The 21,585-nt window shown below is 67.6% G+C and carries 21 protein-coding genes and 1 pseudogene; 12 read left to right on the forward strand and 10 right to left on the reverse strand.

All coding sequences use genetic code 11. The features are described 5' to 3' along the window. A pseudogene (locus HUU99_RS15415) lies at positions 1 to 614 on the reverse strand (hypothetical protein); the annotation flags it as partial. 161 nt (positions 615 to 775) lie between these two features. Between HUU99_RS15415 and HUU99_RS14215 the strand changes: the two are divergent. From HUU99_RS14215 to HUU99_RS14230, 4 genes are all read left to right on the forward strand, one after another. Further along, a complete protein-coding gene (locus tag HUU99_RS14215) occupies positions 776 to 1,633 on the forward strand; it encodes an oxygenase MpaB family protein (protein WP_368039965.1) in 858 nt (285 codons plus the stop codon). Positions 1,634 to 1,816: 183 nt separating this feature from the next. Next, entirely contained in the window at positions 1,817 to 2,086 is a 270-nt protein-coding gene (locus HUU99_RS14220) for a hypothetical protein (RefSeq protein ID WP_174287238.1), read from the forward strand. Between the two features lie 31 nt (positions 2,087 to 2,117). After that, positions 2,118 to 2,612, forward strand: coding sequence for an SAM-dependent methyltransferase (locus HUU99_RS14225; RefSeq protein ID WP_254603241.1), 495 nt, complete (start codon positions 2,118 to 2,120; stop codon positions 2,610 to 2,612). Beyond that, on the forward strand, positions 2,609 to 2,854 hold the full coding sequence (locus tag HUU99_RS14230; RefSeq protein ID WP_174287239.1) for a hypothetical protein: 246 nt from the start codon (positions 2,609 to 2,611) through the stop codon (positions 2,852 to 2,854). The genes HUU99_RS14225 and HUU99_RS14230 overlap by 4 nt, the downstream gene beginning before the upstream one ends. A gap of 80 nt (positions 2,855 to 2,934) precedes the next feature. Here the strand turns inward: HUU99_RS14230 and HUU99_RS14235 are convergent, their stop codons facing one another. Further along, on the reverse strand, positions 2,935 to 4,263 hold the full coding sequence (locus tag HUU99_RS14235; RefSeq protein ID WP_174287240.1) for a glycosyltransferase: 1,329 nt from the start codon (positions 4,261 to 4,263) through the stop codon (positions 2,935 to 2,937). Between the two features lie 129 nt (positions 4,264 to 4,392). Beyond that, the gene (locus HUU99_RS14240) at positions 4,393 to 4,539 is read right to left on the reverse strand and encodes a hypothetical protein (RefSeq protein ID WP_174287241.1); all 147 of its coding nucleotides are present in this window, start codon (positions 4,537 to 4,539) and stop codon (positions 4,393 to 4,395) included. Between the two features lie 113 nt (positions 4,540 to 4,652). Here HUU99_RS14240 and HUU99_RS14245 point away from each other — a divergent pair, with 113 nt between their 5' ends. After that, on the forward strand, positions 4,653 to 5,513 hold the full coding sequence (locus tag HUU99_RS14245; protein ID WP_174287242.1) for an ion channel: 861 nt from the start codon (positions 4,653 to 4,655) through the stop codon (positions 5,511 to 5,513). Here the strand turns inward: HUU99_RS14245 and HUU99_RS14250 are convergent. Further along, on the reverse strand, positions 5,510 to 7,300 hold the full coding sequence (locus tag HUU99_RS14250; protein ID WP_174287243.1) for an ABC-F family ATP-binding cassette domain-containing protein: 1,791 nt from the start codon (positions 7,298 to 7,300) through the stop codon (positions 5,510 to 5,512). The genes HUU99_RS14245 and HUU99_RS14250 overlap by 4 nt on opposite strands. A 427-nt stretch (positions 7,301 to 7,727) precedes the next feature. Between HUU99_RS14250 and HUU99_RS14255 the strand changes: the two genes are divergently transcribed. From HUU99_RS14255 to HUU99_RS14265, 3 genes are all read left to right on the forward strand, one after another. Then, positions 7,728 to 8,024 carry a hypothetical protein gene (locus tag HUU99_RS14255; protein ID WP_174287244.1) on the forward strand — a complete coding sequence of 99 codons (297 nt, stop codon included), beginning with the start codon at positions 7,728 to 7,730 and terminating at the stop codon, positions 8,022 to 8,024. 31 nt (positions 8,025 to 8,055) lie between these two features. Then, positions 8,056 to 8,721: a response regulator transcription factor gene (locus tag HUU99_RS14260; protein WP_174287245.1), complete on the forward strand. Its 666-nt coding sequence runs from the start codon at positions 8,056 to 8,058 to the stop codon at positions 8,719 to 8,721. A gap of 232 nt (positions 8,722 to 8,953) precedes the next feature. Then, on the forward strand, positions 8,954 to 10,264 hold the full coding sequence (locus HUU99_RS14265) for a sensor histidine kinase (protein ID WP_254603244.1): 1,311 nt from the start codon (positions 8,954 to 8,956) through the stop codon (positions 10,262 to 10,264). 146 nt (positions 10,265 to 10,410) lie between these two features. Here the strand turns inward: HUU99_RS14265 and glpX are convergent, their stop codons facing one another. The 3 genes from glpX to HUU99_RS14280 form a co-directional block, all read right to left on the reverse strand. Further along, a complete protein-coding gene (glpX, locus tag HUU99_RS14270) occupies positions 10,411 to 11,379 on the reverse strand; it encodes a class II fructose-bisphosphatase (protein ID WP_174287247.1) in 969 nt (322 codons plus the stop codon). A gap of 194 nt (positions 11,380 to 11,573) precedes the next feature. Continuing rightward, the gene (dapD, locus tag HUU99_RS14275; protein ID WP_174287248.1) at positions 11,574 to 12,389 is read right to left on the reverse strand and encodes a 2,3,4,5-tetrahydropyridine-2,6-dicarboxylate N-succinyltransferase; all 816 of its coding nucleotides are present in this window, start codon (positions 12,387 to 12,389) and stop codon (positions 11,574 to 11,576) included. Next, positions 12,386 to 13,051: a pyrimidine 5'-nucleotidase gene (locus HUU99_RS14280; protein ID WP_174287249.1), complete on the reverse strand. Its 666-nt coding sequence runs from the start codon at positions 13,049 to 13,051 to the stop codon at positions 12,386 to 12,388. Before HUU99_RS14280 ends, dapD begins: the two co-directional genes overlap by 4 nt. Positions 13,052 to 13,155: 104 nt before the next feature. Between HUU99_RS14280 and HUU99_RS14285 the strand changes: the two genes are divergently transcribed. Then, positions 13,156 to 13,500 (forward strand): hypothetical protein, encoded by a 345-nt coding sequence (locus HUU99_RS14285; RefSeq protein ID WP_174287250.1) that lies wholly within the window; start codon positions 13,156 to 13,158, stop codon positions 13,498 to 13,500. Positions 13,501 to 13,553: 53 nt separating this feature from the next. Next, the gene (locus HUU99_RS14290; RefSeq protein WP_174287251.1) at positions 13,554 to 14,552 is read left to right on the forward strand and encodes an LLM class flavin-dependent oxidoreductase; all 999 of its coding nucleotides are present in this window, start codon (positions 13,554 to 13,556) and stop codon (positions 14,550 to 14,552) included. A 116-nt stretch (positions 14,553 to 14,668) separates the two neighbouring features. Here the strand turns inward: HUU99_RS14290 and HUU99_RS14295 are convergent, their stop codons facing one another. From HUU99_RS14295 to HUU99_RS14305, 3 genes are all read right to left on the reverse strand, one after another. After that, positions 14,669 to 16,462, reverse strand: coding sequence for an AMP-dependent synthetase/ligase (locus tag HUU99_RS14295; RefSeq protein WP_174287252.1), 1,794 nt, complete (start codon positions 16,460 to 16,462; stop codon positions 14,669 to 14,671). Between the two features lie 52 nt (positions 16,463 to 16,514). Then, complete coding sequence (gene ggt, locus HUU99_RS14300; RefSeq protein WP_254603242.1) at positions 16,515 to 18,251, reverse strand: gamma-glutamyltransferase; 1,737 nt, start codon at positions 18,249 to 18,251, stop codon at positions 16,515 to 16,517. Positions 18,252 to 18,436: 185 nt separating this feature from the next. Continuing rightward, positions 18,437 to 19,462, reverse strand: a complete 1,026-nt coding sequence (locus HUU99_RS14305) for a quinone-dependent dihydroorotate dehydrogenase (RefSeq protein WP_174287253.1) — start codon at positions 19,460 to 19,462, stop codon at positions 18,437 to 18,439. A gap of 208 nt (positions 19,463 to 19,670) precedes the next feature. Between HUU99_RS14305 and HUU99_RS14310 the strand changes: the two genes are divergently transcribed. Further along, positions 19,671 to 20,120 (forward strand): SUF system Fe-S cluster assembly regulator, encoded by a 450-nt coding sequence (locus HUU99_RS14310; protein ID WP_174287254.1) that lies wholly within the window; start codon positions 19,671 to 19,673, stop codon positions 20,118 to 20,120. Next, a partial coding sequence (gene sufB, locus HUU99_RS14315) for a Fe-S cluster assembly protein SufB (RefSeq protein ID WP_174287255.1) occupies positions 20,120 to 21,585 on the forward strand: 1,466 nt, incomplete at its 3' end. The genes HUU99_RS14310 and sufB, both read left to right, overlap by 1 nt.

Raw genomic sequence — 21,585 nt, forward strand, 5'->3', positions numbered from 1 at the left:
CCCGCCGCACCCGCGAGCCCGCCGACCAGCGCGCCGGTGCCCTGGTTGTGCCGACCGCTGACGCCCGCGCCGAGCAGCGCGCCGAACAGTCCGCCGATCACCGCACCGGTGCCGGCATTGCTGCGCGCCTTGGTGCAATAACGCTGCGACCAATCCTCGGCATAGGCTTCGTAGCGGCGGTCCTGCGCGGACTGATCGCCATAAGCAGGATCGGGCCGATAGCCGGGCGGCGGGGGCGGGGGCTGCGAACCGTCGTAACCGGGCGGCGGCGGCGGGGGTGGCGAGTTCCTGTTCGCGTCGGCGGTTTCGTCATAACCGTTTTGCGGCTGCGCGTTGTAGGCAGGCTGACCATTATACTGGGGCTGACCGTTATACTGGGGTTGGCCGTTGTATTGTGGCTGACCGTTATACTGGGGCTGACCATTATACTGGGGTTGGCCGTTATTATAGCCCGGCTGCTGGTTATATTGCGGCTGGTTGCCATCATAGCCTCCCTGCTGCGGGGCGGGCGGCGGATAGGCCTGAGCGACGGCGGCGGTAGACGAGACCGCACCGCCGGCCAACGTCGCCGCAGTCACTGCGCGGCCCAGCAAAGTCATCATCGAAGCGTTCATGGTGATAATCCCGGTTGCGATAGGATGGTGATATCGCGTCCCGGCTGAACCCATGCTGACCAGTGCAGTTCCTCTTTTCGTCCCCGCAAAGGGTTCGCCCATTGCCAATTCGCGCCGCGCCCTCATGTCTGCGCGATGCATTCCACTACCAGCTGCCATCCGTGACCCCGCGCCCCATCCGGTTGCTGGCGGAGCCCTTGCGTCGCCGGATCGCGATGTCGGTGGTCGATCTGTTCAACGATCGCGGTCGTGGGGAAAAGCCGGTCGCTCGCCGCCCCGATGGTTTGTTCGGCCCCGATGCGGTCGCGTGGCGCGTGCACGGCGATGTCGGCGCGATGATGGTCGGCGGGGTGTCGAGCCTGCTGCTCCAGATGCTGATGCCCGAAGTGCTGGCGGGCGTCTGGGATCATTCGAACTTTCGCGCCGACATGCACGGCCGGCTGCGCCGTACCGCACGCTTCATCGCGACGACGACCTATGCGAGCCGCCCCGATGCCGAGGCAGCGATCGACCGCGTCCGGCGTATCCACGACGCGGTCGGCGGGACGCTGCCCGACGGGATGCCCTACCGCGCGAACGATCCGACCGCGCTTGCCTGGGTCCATGTGACCGAAACCACCAGCTTCCTCGCGGCCTGGCGACGATATGGCGAGCCGGGCATGTCCATGGCGGACCGGGACCGGTATTTCGCCGAAATGGCCACGATCGGCACCGCGCTCGGTGCCGATCCGGTACCGAGCGATGTGCGGAGCGCCGCCGCGCTGATCGCGGACATGCGGCCACGGCTGGCCACCGATCGCCGGACGCGCGAGGTCGCCGCGCTGGTCCTGCGCCAGCGAGGATCGAACCCGGTCATGGCGTCGGCGCAGCATCTCCTGAGCGCCGCCGCGATCGATCTATTGCCCGAATGGGCGCGTGCCATGCACGGCTTCCCCGCACCGCTGGTCGGCCGGGCGCTGGCGCGGACGGGGACTCGGGCGTTGGCGGGTACGCTTCGTTGGGCGTTCCAGCGGCCTTAGCCGGGCGGGCGAGCGATATTTGCCTGGCGTTGTTATGAAAACCATATGCAATCGGTCATCGACCGATCTGGAAACCCAATTCGGCTCCGACCTATATCATCGCGGCGGGCCATCCGGTCCCGCCAGGCGGCGTCGCGCTCACCGCGCCGCCGCTCGACAGATTGTTGTCAGGAGTATCGTCAGATGTCGCCGACCGACCCGGAGCCCGATCAACGTCCCTGGATCCTGAATGTAGGACAGGACGCCGCCGGCCATTGGCTGGTGCAGGACAGCCGGGGAAAGCTGGAAGGTCGCTTCGTCTCGTTCGCCGCCGCGATGGCATTCGCACGGAGCGAGCGGCAATCGATGCCGGGCGCGACGATCGTATCGGCAGCGTGTGCGCTGGTACCGACGATCCCGTTCGCGCCGGTCCAGCCCTGGGAATATGCGTCGCAATACCGGGCGGCGGCCTGATGGCGCAGGCAACGTCGGGACATTGCGGGTCATGACCCATGTCGCCGAGCACCGCTTGGAGCGTTTCTCGCTGCCGCCGATCCGTTCGCGCCGCCCCGCTGCGGCGCAACCGGACGCTCGTTGCCGTGACAGGCGCTGGCCGGCGGTGGCGGCGGCTCTGGCCGGCCTTCGCGCCGAAAAGCGCCGCAGCGTGCGGATCGTGGATATCGATTGCGGGGCCGGCACGTTGCTGCTGTGCGCCGTGCGATATGCGCGTACCCTCGGGTTCACCGCCATCGAAGCGCGTGGCATCGACACCGCAGCCGCTTTGGTCGGGCGCGCCAGCGCCTCGGCCTCGGTGGTGAACGACGCTGCCATCGGCATCACCTTCGAACGGGCCAATATCATCGATGCGCTCGAAGACGAGTCCGCTTTTCCGGCCGATATCGTAATGTGGCATGGCTGCGCAGGCTGCAGCGTGGAGGAAGCGAACGCGGTGGCGTGCGCGGGGCGACTGGTCATTGCGGATCCGGACTCGCCGGCATGACGCGCCGCAGCCTGGCGTGGCGCGGCGTAGGTGTCGGCCTCTTCGCCATCGCTACTGCGCTTGGTATCGGTGCGCGGGGCGATATCGTCCTCGGACTGCCTGCGTTCGGCCTCGCGCTGGTCGGTATCGTACTGGTCGTGCAGGGACGCCGGGTCCCGGCCGCCCTGCGGGTCGAGCGAAGCCGCCACCGCACGCTCGCCCATTCGATCCGCGACCGTCGTCGTACCGATGGCCCGTCCTGACGCGGGTTTGACGGGTGCGGTAAAGTCGGCCCCTATCGGATAGAACGCGCACGGTTGATATCGGCTATCGATGGTCCGGTTCAGGCCGGTATCGGCTTCGGTTCCGGTCGGCCGGCCCTGACGCGCTGGCCTTGGCCGAGCGCTTGTTCGATCGCGCGCGACGCGGTCTCGGCACCGTTCTCCTGCGCGATCGTCTCGCCGATCCGCGCGGCATGCTCGCGACGGGAGGGGTCGCGCAACAGGTCCTCGATCATGATCGTCGCGCGCCTGGCGCTGAAGTGCTTCGCCCTCAGCACGAGCCCGATCCCGGCGCGCGCGATCCGGTGGCCATTGTCGTTCTGATCGCCCATGTGCGGCACGACCAGTTGCGGCTTGCCGGCGCGAAGCGCCTGGCCGGTGGTGCCGATCCCGCCATGGTGCACGACCACCGAACACCGATGGAACAGATGCGAATGCGGGGCATAGGCGCAGGCGAAGACGTCGCTGTCCGTCGCCGCCGTCTCGCGCTCGCCGGTCAGCAGGATCGCACGCTGCCCCAGCCGCCGTGCGACCTCCGCGGCCTCCCTGTAGAAATCGCCCGCGGCATAGACCGCGAACGAACCGAGCGTGAAGACGATCGGCGGCGGTCCGGCGCGCAGGAACGCTTCCAATGCGGGATCGAGCGCGCACGAGCCGCCGTTCGCGCTGTCGAATATGGGAAAACCGACGACGCGCGCGTTTTCGGGCGCGTCGCGCGGCAGTGGCGCGAAGACGGGGGAATAGCAGCCGATCGTCAACAGCGCCTCGCGCCCCGCCTCCAGCATGCGCATCGCACCGCGCGGGCGAAGGCCGTGTTCGATCCTGACGACGTCGAGCTGATCGGCATAGAGCCGGTGGAGGATTTGCCGGAAACCCGCATACATCAGCAGATTCCACCGCTCGCCGATCTTCCCCGCGGGGCGCTGGCGCATCATCCAGAAATCGGGCGTCTTCGGCGGATCGAGCGCGGAGACCATCGCCATCGGCTGCAGCATCACCGATACCAGCGGGAGGCCGCGCTTCTCCGCGACGATCGGTGCGGCCAGCACCATCGTCGAGGCGACGATGGCGTCCGCATCGGCGATCAGCGCATCGAGCGTGCGCGCGCAGGCCGACAGGCTCGGCAGCACCGCCTGTTCCAGCATGTAGCGCTGGTCGCTCATCATCCGGCGGACCGCCTCGCTTTCGCTCAGGCCGATCCGTTCGCGGATCGTGTCGAACCCGGGCAGCACCGCGACCGCCTCCAGCCCGGCGCGCTTCACCTTGGCGACATGATCCTCGGGCACCGCCAGCACCGGGCGAAAGCCGCGCGCCTTCAGCGCCAGCGCGACGGCGATGAACGGGTGCAGGTCACCCAGCGTGCCGATCGTGGTCAGCACTATCTTACGCATGCGTAAAATGCTCGCCTACCTTCGATCACCGGTCGCCGTTCCGCCCCACGGCGGTCGGCGTCGCCACCCGCGTGACGATCGGTTCGATGGGATGGTCATACACGCAGGAGCAGTGTCTTGCATCCTGTATCAGTCTTGCGTGCGGTTCTTCACCTTGTTGGGCAGTTTCTTGCCCTTGGTCCGCCGGGACGGGATCTGGACGGGGTTCTTCTTCTTCCACGCGGCCCAGGTCATCGGGCCTTCCGGGGTTTCGATGATGGTGTCGTCTATCGCCATCGTGCCTCTATGGCCCGTTCGATGCCGTCCGAACAGGCCCGCGCGGCGATCCCGCAAGGGCGATCGGCCGATAGCATGATTGACGCCTGCGCCGTCCTGTCCGACGCTGCGTCATGGCCCGCAAACCCCATCGGCAGATCGTCGCCCTCGGCGGTTCCCCGGCGATCAAGATCGGCGCACCCTCGCCGATGGCGGACCTGTATTATTGGGTCATGGAAATGAGCTGGCCGGTCTTCGGGCTGCTCGTCGCCTTCCTGTTTCTGGCCGTCAACATCGTCTTCGGACTGATCTATGCCGCGATGCCCGGACAGGTGGTGAACGCCGCGCCGCATTCGCTGCTCGACGGGTTCTTCTTCTCGGTCGATACGCTCGGGACCGTCGGCTACGGCGTGATGGCCCCGGCGACCCATGCCGCGCATGCGGTCGCGTCGGTCGAAATCCTGACCGGACTGTTCTTTTCCGCGACGATGACGGGCTTCATCTTCGCCCGGCTGGCGCGCCCGCGCGAGAGCCTGGCGTTCAGTCGGGTCGCGGTTATCGGCCGGTACGAGGGCAAGCGCGCGCTGATGGTGCGAGTCGCCTCGATCCGGTCACGTCCGCTACCCGACGCGCAAGCGCAGATGTCGTTCCTGGAAACGCGCCGTCTGCCGGACGGCCGCACCTTTCGCAGCCTCGAGCCGGTGCCGCTGATGCGCGATCGCAACCCGATGCTCGGATTGTCCTGGACGCTCGTCCATCTGATGGAGGACGACAGTCCGATTCTCGCGTCGCTCGCCGGCCAAGAGGATTTCATGCTGATCGTCTCGATCGGCGGGGTCGACACGCTGCTCGCCAGCCCGTCACAGGGCGGCAACCGCTACGACCGCGACCACGTTATCGTCGACCATGAATTCGTCGACATCATCTCGAACACGGACGGCGTCGTTCGGCTCGACATGACGCGGTTGCACGACACCGTACCGATCGAGGGTTAGGCCAGACCCTCGACCATCTCCGCCAGTTCGAGCCAGCGAAGCTCGGCCATGGTCTTGTCCTCCTGCGCCTGGCCGATCGCGGTCATCAGCCGGTCGAAGCCGTCGGGGTCGCGCGTGTAGAGATCGGGATCCTCCAGCAGCGCCTGATCGCGCGCGATCGCGGCGTCGAGCGTCTCGATCCGCTTCGGGAGCAGGTCGTAGTCGCGCTGGTCCTTGAACGTCAGTTTCACGCGCGCGCCCGGCGCGGCCGGCTTCGCGGCTGCGGTGGCGTTCTTGGCGATCGCGCCGCGCTTCGTCGGCGCGGCTGCCTTGCGGCGGCGTTCCCAGTCCGCATAGCCGCCGGCCACGACATCGACCGTCCCGGAGCCGTCCAGACCAAGCGTGATCGTGACGGTGCGGTCGAGAAAGTCGCGATCGTGGCTCACGATGAGGACCGTGCCGTCATAGTCGCCGATCACGTCCTGCAGCAGGTCGAGCGTTTCGAGATCGAGGTCGTTGGTCGGCTCGTCGAGGACTAACAGATTGGAAGGCTTGGCGAATTCGCGCGCCAGCAGCAGGCGGGAACGCTCGCCGCCGGACAGCGTGGCGATCTTCGCGTCCAGCACGCCCGGTCCGAACAGGAATTCCTTCAGATAGCCGATGACGTGCTTGCGCACGCCCTGCACCTCGACCCAGTCGCCGCCATCGGCCAGGACCTCGCGGATCGTTTTCTCGGGGGCCATCTTGCTGCGCTGCTGATCGATGACGATGCGCTCGATCGTCTTGGCGAAGCGGATTTGCCCGCTGTCGGGTTCGAGTTCGCCGGTCAGCAGCTTCAGCAGCGTCGACTTGCCCGCGCCATTGGCACCGACGATCCCGATCCGATCGCGGCGCGTCACGCGTAGGCTCAGATCGCCGATGATCGTCCGGTCGCCGAACGCCTTGGCGATATGCTTGGCGTCGATCACCACCTTCGACTTGGCGTCGTCGGTGCCGATCGTGAGGTTCGCGGACCCTTGCGGCCCGACCATCGCGGATCGTTCGGCGCGCATCTCGATCAGCTTGGTCAGCCGCCCCTGGTTGCGCTTGCGCCGCCCGGTGACGCCGCGCAGCAGCCAATGCTCCTCCAGCTTCAGCTTGGCGTCGAGCTTCTCCGCATTGCGCGCCTCGTCGGCATAGACCTGTTCGGTCCACGCATCGAACCCGCCGAACCCGATCTCGGCGCGCCGCAGATTGCCGCGGTCGAGCCACAGGGTCTGCTTCGTCAGCTTGGTCAGGAAGGTGCGATCGTGGCTGATGACGACGAAAGCCCCGCGGAACCGTCCGAGCCATTCCTCGATCCACTCGATCGCACCGATGTCGAGATGGTTGGTCGGCTCGTCGAGCAGCAGCACATCGGGGTTCTGCGCGAAAGCGCGGACGATCGCCGCGCGCCGCCGCTCGCCGCCCGACGCCGATGCCGCCTCGCGTGACAGGTCGATCCCCAGCTGGTCCGCGATCGCCTCCGCCTCGTGCGCGGCGGGGGCGTCGGCACCCGACAGGACGTAATCGGCGAGCGTGTGGAAGGTGCGCAGATCGGGCTCCTGCTCCAGCAGGATAACGCGCGTCCCCGGCACGATCGTCCGCCGTCCCTCGTCCGCTTCGATCGCCCCGGCGATGAGTTTGAGCAGGGTCGTCTTGCCGGCACCATTGCGCCCGATCAGCGCGAGCCGGTCGCGTTGGCCGACTTGCAGGTCGAGATGGCGGAACAGCCAGCCGGAGCCCTGGATGAGGCCGAGGTCTTCATAGGCGAGAATGGGTGCGGGCATGGCCGCGCGGCCTAGCGATTTAGCGGCGCTAAATCGAGGCCTAAGCGCGGCCCGGCCGGCCTCGCTCAAGCGAGGACCGACGACGCGGCTTCGCCGCGGCGGGGCTGGGGGTGATCGACGCCTGTATTTCGCCCCCGCCCCCGCCCTCGTCCACCCCGGCGAGGGCCGGGGCCCAGCTGCCGCGAACACGGTAACGACGGACGTAGCGCCGCCACGATCGTCTACCCAACTGGGCCCCGGCCTTCGCCGGGGTGGGGGCTGGGGCGCTAGCGGTGGAAGCCAACCAACGGGCCGCCACGGGGACAACCCCGTGTCGTCGGCCAGGTTCGCTGACGCGACCTGCCGCCCGCGCTTGCGCGAGTCAGCGTCGCTGCCGCGCTGCGCGCCATTCACAAGCTGTTCAACGCTTAATCCCTATGCGACACCCATGACGATGCTCCCATCCCTGCTGATGATCGGCGCTGCGATGGGCGGGGGCCAGGTGCAGAGCCCGCGGCGGGGCGATCAGATGCGCGCGTTCGAAGCGCGGCGCCAAGGGCGGTTGTTGCCGCTGCCGGAGATCGAGGCGCGGGTCGTGCCGACGATGCGGGGCGCGCAATATATCGGCTTCGATTTCGATTCGGACACCGCCATTTACACGCTGAAGTTCCTGCGCAATGGCTCGGTGATATGGGTCGAGGTCGATGGCCGGTCTGGCCAGATCGTCGGCCGCACGGGGCGTTGAGCGTCGGCCGGGTGCCGACAGGGAGAGACAGATGCGCGTTCTGATCGTCGAGGATGAGCCGAATCTCGGCCAGCAGCTGAAGAATACGCTCGAGGGCGCAGGCTACGCCATCGACCTCGCGACGGACGGCGAGGAAGGGCATTTCCTGGGCTCCACCGAGAATTACGACGCGATCGTGCTCGACCTCGGCCTGCCCGAGGTCGACGGGCTGACCGTCCTCGACCGCTGGCGCAAGGAGGGGCGCACCGCTCCCGTGCTGGTGCTGACCGCGCGCGACAGCTGGTCGGACAAGGTCGCGGGACTGGATGCGGGCGCGGACGATTATGTCGCCAAGCCCTTCCAGACCGAGGAACTGATCGCCCGCCTCCGCGCGCTGATCCGCCGCGCGTCGGGCAACGCCTCGTCCGAACTGACCGCGGGCGACGTCCGGCTCGACACCCGCTCGGGCAAGGTGAGCCGCGGCGGCGAACCGGTGAAGCTGACCGCGCAGGAATACAAGCTGCTCAGCTACCTGCTCCACCACAAGGGCAAGGTCGTCAGTCGCACCGAATTGATCGAACATATCTACGACCAGGATTTCGATCGCGATTCGAACACGATCGAGGTGTTCGTGACGCGGATCCGGAAGAAGCTCGGGCAGGATGTCATCACGACGATCCGGGGGCTTGGGTACAGCCTTGAGGATCCGGACGCCTGAACCGGGTGGCGCTCGCGGAGAATCGCACGTCGTTCCCCCGCGAAAGCCGGGGCCCAGGAGCCGCAAGCGATATCGCCCGTTACCCTGGACCCCCGCTTTCGCGGGGGAACGGTGGTGGCATGGGTGTACCATGAACCCGTTCGACAGGCTTAGGGCGAACGGGCTGGTGGAACCGCTGCAAGGCGTGGCATCGCTCTCCCCCGCGCGCACCACGGGGTCGCTGTCGCGGCGGATGATCCTGATCGCGGCGGGATGGATCACGCTGCTGCTGGCGGGCGGCGGGTTCGCGCTCGACCGCGTGCTGGTGACCGCGGTCACGCATAATTTCGACGACCAGCTGGAATATGTCCTCCGGTCGCTGCTCGTCTCCGCGCAGGTCGGACCGGATGGCGAAGTGTTGTTCGGTCGCGATGCCGCGGCCGATCAGCGGTTCCTGGAACCCTATTCGGGACTGTATTGGGAAGTGTCCACCAAGGGAGGAGACGAGTTCCACTCGCGATCGCTATGGGATCGGCGGCTCGCTTACGGCAGCGATCACGACGACCGCACCGCCCATACCTACGAGAGTATGCAGTTCGAGAATGAGAAGCTTCGCGTCGTCGAACAGGACGTGACGTTGCCGGGATCGAAGCTGCAATGGCGGTTTCAGGTCGCGCAGACGCGCGATGGCCTGGACGCGCAGATCGCGGTGCTGCGGCGGACATTGGTGCGCAGTTTCGCGCTGCTCGCGCTCGGGCTGATCGTGCTGGCCGCGCTCCAGACCTTCTACGGGCTGTGGCCGCTGCGCCGGGTGCGCGAGGAGATCGCGCGGATGCGTGCGGGCCAGTCGAACCGCGTGTCGGGTGCGCTGCCGATCGAACTGACGCCGATGGTCGAGGAACTGAACGCGCTGATCGCGCACAACGAACGCCAGGCGGAGGAGGCGCGGCTGCACGCAGGCAACCTCGCGCATGCGCTGAAGACGCCGCTGACCGTCGTGATGAACGCCGCGACCGCCAATGCCGACGATCTCGGCGAGACGGTGATCCGCGAGGCGCGCACGATGCGCCGCCAGGTCGATCATCACCTCGCCCGCGCCCGCGCGGTCGGCCGGCGCGGGTCGGCGCACAGCCGGGCGGAGGTCTGGCCGAGCCTGGAATCGGTCGAACGCGCGGTCGGGACGCTGTACCGCCATGTCCGCATCGACATCGACGGCCCGCACGATCTGGCGGTGCATGTCGAGCGGCAGGACCTCGATGAGATGCTGGGCAATTTGATCGAGAACGCCGCGAAATATGGCGGCGGCAGCGTGTTCGTGACGGTCGGCGCGCAAGCCGGGTTCGTCGAATTCCTGGTCGAGGACGACGGCACCGGCATCCCCGAGGAACAACGCAGCCGAATCTTCGATCGCGGGGTGCGGCTGGATACCGGCAAGCCCGGCACCGGGCTGGGGCTGGCGATCGTGCGCGACGTGGCGGAGATCTACGAGGGGACGGTGTCGCTGGAGGAAAGCGACGATCTCGGCGGGTTGCTGGTGCGCTTGCGGTTGCCGGCGGCGGGGTAGGGCGAACCCCACCCCGGCGAAGGCCGGGGCCCAGTTGCCACGTCCCACGTTGTGACGCTCATCGCTTCGCCACTTTCGTATTCCCTACTGGGCCCCGGCCTTCGCCGGGGTGGGGAGGAGGGACGGACTTACGTTCGACGCGAACATCAAATCCGGTGTTCGCCCTTGACCCAGCGCACCGTGCCCGACGACGCGCGCATCACCACGCTTTCGGTCGTCATCTTGCCGCCCTTGCGCTTCACGCCGGCGAGCAGCGAACCGTCGGTGACGCCGGTCGCGGCGAAGATGCAATCGCCGCGCGCCAGTTCGGTCAGGTCATATTGCTTGTCGAGATCGGTGACGCCCCATTTCGCGGCGCGCGCGCGTTCGTCGTCGTTGCGGAAGATCAGACGGCCCTTGAACTGCCCGCCGACGCAGCGCAGCGCCGCCGCCGCCAGCACGCCTTCGGGCGCGCCGCCTGCGCCCATATAGATATCGATCGTCGTGTCGGGGTTGGTCGTCGCGATCACCCCCGCGACGTCGCCGTCGCCGATCAGCATGATCCCGCAGCCGACGCTGCGAAGCTCCGCGATCATCTCGGCATGGCGCGGCCGGTCGAGCACGCAGGCGATGATGTCGCGCGGTTCCACGCCCTTCGCGGCGGCGAGCGCGGTGACGTTTTCGGTCGGCGACTTGTCGAGATCGATCAGCCCTTCGGGATAGCCCGGTCCGATCGCGATCTTCTGCATGTACACATCCGGCGCATTGAGCAGCCCGCCCTCCTCCGCGATCGCCAGCACCGCGAGGCTGTTGGGTCCCGCGGTCGCGCAGATCGTGGTGCCTTCCAGCGGGTCGAGCGCGATGTCGATCTTGGGGCCCTTGCCGATCGCGGAACCGACCTTCTCGCCGATGAACAGCATCGGCGCCTCGTCGCGCTCGCCTTCGCCGATGACGACGGTGCCGTCCATGTAGAGCGAGTTCAGCGCCTCGCGCATCGCCTCCACCGCGGCGGCGTCGGCGGCCTTCTCGTCGCCGCGCCCGATCAGCGTCGAGGCGGCGACGGCGGCGGCTTCGGTCACGCGCACCATTTCCAGCACGAGCACGCGGTCGAGGGTCTGGCTGGCGGTGGCGGTCATGGGGGAGCCTCTCAGATTGTTCGGGTGGGCGATAGGGGGGGCGGGGGGCGAAGTCGAGATGAACCGTTGCGGGATATTCTCCGTCATGCCGGGCTCGTCCCGGCATTCGGAGCGACGAACGATACGCTAGGTGCGTTGCCCGTAACCCTGGACCCCGGCACGAGGCCGGGGTGACGGAGGGTTTGCCGCGCGGCTCAATCCCGCAACAATTCGTTGATGCTCGTCTTCGACCGCGTCTGCGCGTCCACGCGCTTCACGATCACCGCGCAATACAGTCCCGGATTGCTGCCGGTGCTGCCGGGGACCACCACCGAATAAGGCGGCACCTCGCCGCGGAAGACCTCGCCGGTCGCGCGGTCGATGATCTTCGTCGACGCGCCGAGATACACCCCCATCGACAGCACGGCACCTTCGCCGACGCGGACTCCCTCGGCGACCTCGGAGCGCGCGCCGATGAACGCGCCGTCGCCGATGATGACCGGATCCGCCTGCAGCGGTTCGAGCACGCCGCCGATCCCGGCACCGCCCGACAGATGCACGCTCTTGCCGATCTGCGCGCAGCTGCCGACCGTCGCCCAGGTATCGACCATCGTCCCCTCGCCGACATAGGCACCGATATTGACGAAGCTCGGCATCAGGATCGCGCCCTTGCCGATGAAGCAGCCCCGCCGCGCGACCGCACCCGGCACGACACGGAAGCCGCCGCTGCGGAACGCCGCCTCGCCCCAACCGGCGAATTTGGACGGCACCTTGTCGAACGCGGGCGCACCGCCTGCGCCGCCATCGACCAGCGCGTTGTCGTTGAGCCTAAACGACAGCAGCACCGCCTTCTTCAGCCACTGGTTGACCCGCCAGCCGCCAGCGCCGTCCGGCTCCGCCACGCGCGCCTCGCCCGTTTCGAGCAGCGCCAGCGCCGCCTCGACCGCGTCGCGCGTGTCGCCCTTCGTATCCGTGCCGACGCCCGCGCGGTCTTCCCACGCGGCGTCGATGATCGCCTGCAATTCGCTCATGCTTCCTCCAGAATGCCCGTCAGCCACGATCCCAGATCGCGGACGGTGAAATCGATGTGATCGCGCGCCATCTCCGCGGCCTGTTCGGATCCGTTGTCGATCCAGACCGTCGTCATCCCGATCGCCTTGGCCGGCACTAGGTTGCGCGCCATGTCGTCCGCAAACAGGCAGGTCGCCGGGTCGAGGTCATAGGCGGCGCAGATACCGGCATAGGCGCTCGGATGCGGCTTCGGCAGCAGCCCCATCGCATGGATGTCGTGGATGGCCTCGAAACTGTCGCCCAGCCCGAGCCGGTCGAGCACCTTCAGCGCATAGGGCGTGTCGCCATTGGTGAAGACCAGCTTGCGCCCCGGCAGCCGCGCGATCGCCGCGACGAGGGGGGCGTCGACCGACAGGACATCCATCTCGATATCGTGGACGTCCGCCAGGAAATGGTGCGGATCGACATCGTGTTCCGCGATCATGCCCGACAGCGTGGTGCCGTGGCGCAGGAAATAATCTTTCTGAAGCCGGTACGCGGCCTCGGCGTCGATCCCCAGATGCCGCGCGACATAGGCGGTCATCCGCGCATCGATCCGGGCGAACAGGTCCGCGCTCGCCGGGTACAGCGTGTTGTCCAGATCGAAGATCCAGGTGCGGATCGGGGCGAGCGCGGGGGGCATGGTCGCGGCCATAGCAGCGCTTGGCGTGCGGGCAAGAAGGGTGCAGGATCAGCGTGAATTGACAGGCCTGATCGCGATCAGCATCGAATGAGGATACGGTCCGAATGGCAGGATACCGCGAAGAAGCGAATGACGGCCATCTGGCTAGGGTCGTTTTTGGCGTGATGCACGCGGCGATTTTTTGTGTTTCGGTCGTTCTGTTGATCGGTCTGATTATCCTGATACCATCCTTGCCACTCGCGATGGGCTTCTGGGCGGATAGCCCACGCTCTAATCCGCAGGATTTCCTCAACTTTCTTTTTGTTTTGAAGACCCTTGGCATCGTCGCGGTATGCGGCGTCGTAGGATCGGCCATCTCGTCGGTTCTTAAGATTCGTCTGCCGGTTTACGTGAGCGCCGTCGTTTATGCGGGTTGGCTGATTTGGGCAGTGGCAAGGGGTGTCGTCTGAGCGCCGAAGTTCAGCGCGCTGGATTTCGCTGCCAAGCCCCCCATCTCCCATCTATGACCCATTATTCCCTGCTCGATCTCGTCCCCGTCGTCGAAGGCGGCAGCGTCCGCGAGGCGCTGACCAACGCCGCCGATCTCGCGCGGCATGCCGAACATCTCGGCTTCAACCGCTATTGGTGCGCGGAGCATCACGGCATGACGGGGATCGCCAGCGCGGCGACCGCGGTGGTGCTCGGGCATATCGCGGCGGCGACCAGGCATATCCGGGTCGGTGCCGGCGGGATCATGCTGCCCAACCATGCGCCGATCACGATCGCGGAGCAGTTCGGGACGCTCGACGCGCTGTTCCCCGGACGGATCGATCTGGGGCTCGGCCGCGCGCCGGGGTCCGACCAGCGCGTGGCGCGGGCGATGCGGCGAACGTTGGAGACCGACGCCAACGCCTTCCCGCGCGATGTGCTGGAATTGCAGAGCTATTTCGCCGATGACGGCCAGACCGGCATAACCGCGACGCCGGGCGCGGGTGCCAAGCCCGAGATGTGGATCCTCGGCTCCAGCACGTTCGGCGCGCAGCTCGCGGCGATGCTCGGCTTGCCCTACGCGTTCGCGTCGCATTTCGCGCCCGATTCGCTCGACCAGGCGCTCGCGATCTACCGCCGGGAATTCAAGCCGTCGGCGCAGCTTGCCCGGCCTTATGCGATGGCGGGGTTCAACGTGTTCGCGGCGGACACCGATGCGGAGGCGCAGTTGCTGGCGTCGTCGCAGCAGCAGGCGTTCGTCGCGCTCCGCACGGGCAACCCGCGCCAGCTCCCGCCCCCCGTCGCCGGCTACCGCGAGTCGCTCGGCGCGCAGGGGTCGGCGATCCTCGACCATGTCCTGCAATGCTCCGCGGTCGGCAGCCCGGCGACGATCGAGCGCGGGCTGGCGGCGTTCGTCGCGCGCACCGGGGCGGACGAGGTGATGCTGACCAGCGCGATCTACGATCACGACGCACGCAAGAAAAGCCTGACGATCGCGGCGAACGCGATGCAGGAGATGCGGGTCGCGGCTTGAGGGGGCGCTGGCGAGCAACCATTTTTTCGTCACCCCGGGCTTGTCCCGGGGTCCAGAGCCACAAGGGGTTTCGCGCGCGGCTCTGGATGCCGGGACGAGCCCGGCATGACGCAGGATCACCCCCGGTACAACCCGTCCAGCCGGTCCCCATAGGCCGCCCGGATCACATGCCGCCGGATCTTCAGCGAGGGCGTCAGCTGCTCGTTCTCGATGGTGAACGGCGCGTCCGCCAGCACGAAGCGGCGGACGCGTTCGGTGACGGATAGATCGCGATTGACCCGCTCCACCGCCGCGCCGATCGCTGTGCGATAGCCGGCGTCCTGCGCCAGCCGCGCGAAATCGCAGGCCTCGCCGTTCGCCGCGCACCAATGCTGCGTCCAGTCGGGATCGGGCACGATCAGCGCGACCATATAGGGACGGCGGTCGCCGGCGATCATCGCCTGCAGGATCTCGGGTTGCAGCGTCAGCATCCCCTCCACCTTTTGCGGGGCGACGTTCTCGCCCTTGTCGTTGATGATCAGGTCCTTCTTGCGATCGGTGATCCGGATCCGCCCGCCCGTATCGATCTCGCCGATATCGCCCGTGTGGAGCCAGCCATCCTCCAGCACGCGCGCGGTTTCGGCATCGTTTCGCCAATAGCCGTGCATGACCAGCTCGCCGCGCACCAGAAGCTCGCCGTCCTCGGCGATCCGCACCTCGGTTCCCGCGAGCGGCGGGCCGACGCCGTCCATCCGCACCCCGGCGCGCGGGCGGTTGCACGAGATGACGGGTGCCGCCTCCGTCTGGCCATAGCCCTGCAGGAAGGTCAGGCCGATCGCGTGGAAGAACAACGCGACTTCGGCGTTGAGCGGTGCGCCGCCCGACACGAATGCCTTCATCCGCCCGCCGAAGCGCTTCGCGATCCGCGGCCGGAACAGCGTATCGATCGCGAGCTGCATCGGTCGATCGACGATCCGGACGCGTCCGGCATATTCGCGCGCGCCGATCTCGATCGCTTTACGAAGCAGATAGGCGGAGATCCCGCCCTGTTTTTCGATCGCCTTGGCGATCCGGGTGCGAAGCACCTCGAACAGGCGCGGCACGACGAACATGACCGTCGGCCGCACCTCCTCGATATTGACGGCGAGCCGGTCGAGGCTTTCGGCATAATAGATCTGCGCGCCCATCCCGATCGGGAAATGCTGGCCGCCGGTATGTTCATACGCATGGCTGAGCGGCAGGAAGGACAGGAACACCTCGTCCCCCCGATCGTCGAAATCCTCCAGGATGATCGCGGCGCAGCCGGCGACATTGTGCAGGATCGCGCCGTGATGCTGCATCACCCCGCGCGGGCTTCCGCCGGTGCCGCTGGTATAGATGATGCAGGCGAGGTCGCCGCGCTGCGCCGTCGCCGCCGCCGCCGCTTCGATCAGATCGGCGGGATGCTGCGCGATCAGCGTGCTCCAGTGGTGGCAATCGATCCCGGTCTGGCCGAGCCGGAGCACGTCCATGCCGATGACATGCTGCGCCTGCGCGGACCGCACGACCGCCGGCATCAGCGTCGTGGCCAGTTTCTGCGTGGAGACGATCACCGCGCGCGCGCCCGAATTCTCGATGATGTGCGCGTGGTCGCGCTCGGTATTGGTGGTGTAGGTCGGCACCGTCACGCACCCGGCGGCCATGATCGCCAGGTCGGACAGGCACCATTCGGGGCGGTTCTCGCTGACCAGCATCACCCGGTCGCCGGGGTTCAGCCCGATCGCCTTCAGCGCGGCGGCAAGGCTCGCGACCTGTCGTGCCGCGTCCGCCCAGCTGGTGGCAACCCATTCGCCGGCGTGTTTTCGCCAGAGGAACGGCGCGTCGCCACGCTCGGCCGCGCGTGCGAAGAACATCGCGATCAGGTTCGGGAAATGCTCGATCCGGCGGGCCATCGTCTCTCCTGCCACCGCCTCGGCCCGTCAGGGGTCGGGCGTGGTCGTTAAGTCATTCGGACGGGCGACCGGCAGGATCGACCGCACGTCTGATCGTCGTGACATGCCCGTCCTCGCCGATCGCGACGCCTTCGCTCCGCGGATCGGCGGCACCGACCCAGCGGCCGTCCTTCCATTCGATCGCATTCGCCTTCAGCCCCAGCGGCGCGACCATCACGTGATCGCCGAGCGCGCGAAGGGCGGCCACCATCGCCTCGCGCTCGGTGCCTTGTTCGACCACGACCGGGCCGGGCGCGAAGATCAGGCCGGCGGCGATCGCGTCCTGCGCGCTCATCCCGAAATCGATCACGCCCATGATCGCCTTGGCGACCTGCGCGATGATCGTCGGGCCACCCGCCGCACCGACCGCCAGCCGCACCCTGCCGTCGGGTCCGTAGACGATCGTCGGTGCCATCGACGACCGCGGGCGCTTGCCGCCCTCGACCCGATTGGCGACCAGATAGCCGTCCTTGTCGGGGACGATGTCGAAATCGGTGAGCTGGTTGTTCAGGATGACGCCGTCGACCGACAGGCCCGAGCCGAAGACGCCTTCCACCGTCGTCGTCACCTCGACGACGTTGCCGTCCCGGTCGACCACGGCGAGATCGGTCGTCCCCGCTACCTCTTTCGCCGGCACGGGCGTTCGCGGTGGCGCGCCGGGCGGCATGCCGGCGGCGACGGTCGCGATCGCATGATCGGGGGCGATCAGCGCGGACCGCGACGCGAGATAGGCCGGGTCGAGCATCCCGGCGACCGGAACCTTCACGAAATCGGGATCGCCGACGTACAGGTCGCGGTCCGCATAGGCGAGCCGCGACGATTCCGCGAACAGATGCCAGGCGACGGGCGAGTCCTTGCCGAGCGCCGCCATGTCGAACCGCTCGAGCTGCTTCAGGATCATCAGGACGGTGATGCCACCCGACGAAGGCGGACCCATCCCGCACAGCTTGTAGGTCCGGTAGGTGGTGCAGACCGGCGGTCGCGGCTTGGCCGAATAGCTGGTCAGATCGCCCGCGGTCATCTTCGACGGATTGCGCGCGGCACCGTTCACCGTCGCCACGAGCTTTGCCGCCTGCGGCCCGACATAGAAGCTGTCCGCACCCAGCTTCGCGAGCCGTTCCAGCAGTGCCGCCTGTGCGGGATTGCGCACCAGGCTGCCGACGGGGCGTGGCTTGCCGTCCGCACCGCCGAACAAGGCGCGCGTTTCCGGAGTCAGATGGCCGCCGAACTTCGCCAGACTGCCGACGAAGCGCGGCGACAGCGTCCAGCCGTCGCGCGCGAGGTGGATCGCTGGCTGGAACAGCCGCGCCCAGGGCAGCCGCCCGCCGTCGCGATACGCCAGCGCCATGCCGCGCAGTGCGCCGGGGACGCCGACGCTGCGTCCGCCCGGCACCGCATCCGCATGCGACAGCGGCGTGCCGGCGTCGGTGTAGAACCAGTGGCCGTCCGCGGCCATCGGTGCGGTCTCGCGCGCGTCGATCGTCGAAAAGCCGCCATTCGCCGCATGCCGGACCCAGAAGCCGCCGCCCGCGAGCCCCGAACTCTGCGGTTCGACCACGCCGAGCGCGAGCATCGTCGCGATCGCCGCATCGGTCGCGCTGCCGCCCGCTTTCAGGATTTCGACCCCGGCGGCGGCGGCGCGGGGATCCGCCGCGCTGACCATGCCTTGCGGGCGGACGGGCGGCGTGACGCGCGCCGGTGCCGCAACGGGTATGGCGACGATGAGGGCGGCGAGGATGAGGCGCTTCATGGCCGCGGATCGTAACGGGCTTTGTCGGAGGGGCAAGCCGTTAGCGGACCGCCCGACGTTCACGCTTCGTCATGCCGGGCTGGTCCCGGCATCCAGAACGACGCGCGATACCGTTTGGCCCCGGATCCCGGGACAAGCCCGGGACGACGACGGAAAGGTCCGGCGTCGATCGACCTATGCCCACGCTACGTCCCCACCGCCTCCGCGACGCTCGCAAACCCATCCCGCGCGAGCAGCGCGTCGAGGTCGCGCAGCATCCGGGTCGCCAGCCCCGGCCCCTCGTACACCAGCGCGGTGTACAGCTGTACCAGGCTCGCCCCCGCCCGGATCCGCGCATAGGCCTCCGCCCCGCTGTCGATCCCGCCGACCGCGATCAACGGGACCTTGCCGCCCGTCGCGGTGCGGAAGTCGGATAGCCGCTGGCGCGCGAGCGGGGCGAGCGGCCCGCCCGACAGGCCGCCCGTCTCGCGGCCGTTCGCGGATTTCAGGTCGGGGCGGGTGACCGTCGTGTTACCGACGATCAGCGCGTCGATCCCGTGGTCGATCGCCGCGCGCGCGATATCGTCGATCGACGTTGGATCGAGATCGGGCGCGACTTTCAGGAACAAGGGTGTTGCGCCCTTCGCGGCGTCGCACGCCGCCAGTAGATCGCGCAGCGCCGCCCCGTGCTGGAGATCGCGCAGGCCCGGCGTGTTGGGCGAGCTGACGTTGATCGTGACGTAATCGGCATAGGGCGCGGCGGTGGCGACCCCGTGGACATAATCCGCGACCCGGTCGACGGCATCCTTGTTCGCGCCGACATTGATGCCCAGCGTACCGTGCCGCCTGGCCGATCGGATGCGCGGCAGGGCCTTTGCGAGCCCGCCATTGTTGAACCCCATCCGGTTCACCACCGCGCGGTCTTCTGGCAAGCGGAACAGGCGGGGGCGGGGGTTGCCCGGTTGCGGCAGCGGGGTGAGCGTGCCGACCTCGACGCCGCCGAAGCCGAGCGCGAAGAAACCGTCGACCGCGTGCGCGTCCTTGTCGACGCCTGCGGCGAGCCCGACCGGATTGGCGAAATCTAGGCCCGCCACGCGCGTCGCCAGACGCGGCGAGGCGAACGTCGGCGCGAACGGTGCCCCCGCGCCGCCCCAGGCACCGAGCATCCCGATCGTCAGGCGGTGCGCGCGCTCGGCATCGATGCGGAAGAGGAGCGGGTGGTAGAAGGCCATGACGGGCCTATGCCGTATTTCGTACTATCCGTCATGCCGGGCTTATCCCGGCATCTAGGACCACACGCGGTTCGTTGCGTGGCTCTGGACCCCGACACAAGGCCGGGGTGACGGAGACCCGATGCGAGTCGTTCGCAGCCAAACCGGGTTGACGCACCGGCCACGTCGCACCATCTGCAATCCGATCAAATCGTTCCGATTGGAAACCATGCGTCTGTCCAGCCTTGCCGATTATGCCGTCGTGATGATGGCCGCGGCTGCGCGCCGTTGTGGCGGGGCGGGGCGGTTGAACGCGACCATGCTGGCGCAGGAGACGGGCGTGCCGTTGCCGACCGTGCAGAAGCTGGTCAGCCGGCTGTCGTCGGCCGGGCTGCTGGAAAGCGCGCGCGGCACCGGCGGCGGCTTCCGCCTGTCGCGCCCGCCCTCGGCGATCAGCCTGGCCGACATCGTCGAGGCGGTCGAGGGACCGATCGCGATGACGTCTTGCGTCGACGATGGCCGCCAGGATTGCGGGCTGGATCATCACTGCTCGGTCAAGCCGCACTGGAACGCCGTCAACGACGCGGTGCGCGGCGCGCTGGCGGGGGTTTCGCTGGCCTCGCTCACCAGGGCACCCGCCCCACCGGTCGCGATGCATCGCTTAGAGGTTATGAACTAATGGCCACCCGCAACGCCGAAGCCCATGCCGCCGCGAACAAGGTGTATGAATATGGCTTTTCCTCCGACATCGAACAGGAATTCGCGCCCAAGGGGCTGAGCGAGGACACCGTCCGCTTCATCTCCGCGAAGAAGGGCGAGCCGCAATGGATGCTCGACTGGCGGCTGAAGGCCTATGCCTTGTGGCTGACGATGGAGGCCCCCGACTGGGCGAAGCTGAACGTCCCCCCGATCGATTATCAGGACGCCTATTACTATGCCGAGCCCAAGGCGAAGCCGAAGCTCGGTTCGCTGGACGAAGTCGATCCCGAGATCCTGCGCGTCTACGAAAAGCTCGGCATCCCGATCGCCGAGCAGAAGATGCTGGCGGGGGTCGAGGACCTGAACGAGGACGGCACGCCGAAGCGCCGCGTCGCGGTGGACGCGGTGTTCGACAGCGTGTCGGTCGCGACCACCTTCCGCAAGGAGCTGGAGGCGGCGGGGGTGATCTTCCGGTCGATCAGCGAGGCGATCAAGGAATATCCCGAGCTGATCCGCAAATGGCTCGGCAAGGTGGTGCCGCAGCGCGACAATTACTTCGCGACGCTCAACAGCGCGGTCTTTTCCGACGGGACGTTCGTCTACATCCCCGAAGGCGTGCGCTGCCCGATGGAGCTGTCCACCTATTTCCGGATCAACGCGGAGAATACCGGCCAGTTCGAACGCACGCTGATCGTCGCCGACAAGGGATCGTACGTCTCCTATCTCGAAGGCTGCACCGCGCCGATGCGCGACGAGAACCAGCTCCACGCGGCGGTCGTGGAACTGGTCGCGCTCGACGATGCCGAGATCAAATATTCGACCGTGCAGAACTGGTATCCGGGCGACGAGAACGGCGTCGGCGGTATCTACAATTTCGTAACCAAGCGTGCGCTGTGCCAGGGCCGGAACAGCAAGGTATCGTGGACGCAGGTCGAGACGGGCTCCGCGATCACGTGGAAATACCCCAGCTGCGTGCTGGCGGGCGACGGGTCGGTCGGCGAATTCTATTCGGTGGCCGTCACGAACAATCGCCAGCAGGCGGATACCGGCACCAAGATGATCCACCTCGGCAAGAACACCCGCTCGACGATCGTGTCGAAGGGGATTTCGGCGGGGCAGTCGGACAACACCTATCGCGGGCTGGTGCGCGTCGCCCCCACCGCGGAGGGCGTGCGCAACTTCACCCAATGCGATTCGCTGCTGCTGAGCGATCAGTGCGGTGCACATACCGTGCCGTACATCGAGGTGCGCAATCCGTCGGCGCAGATCGAACATGAGGCGACGACGTCGAAGATCTCCGAGGACCAGCTCTTCTACGCGATGTCGCGCGGGCTGGACGCCGAGGCGGCGGTGGCGCTGATCGTCAACGGCTTCGCGCGCGAGGTGCTGCAGCAACTGCCGATGGAGTTCGCGGTCGAGGCGCAGAAGCTGCTGGGGATTTCGCT

Source organism: Sphingomonas bacterium (assembly GCF_903642285.1).
GTDB lineage: Bacteria > Pseudomonadota > Alphaproteobacteria > Sphingomonadales > Sphingomonadaceae > Sphingomonas.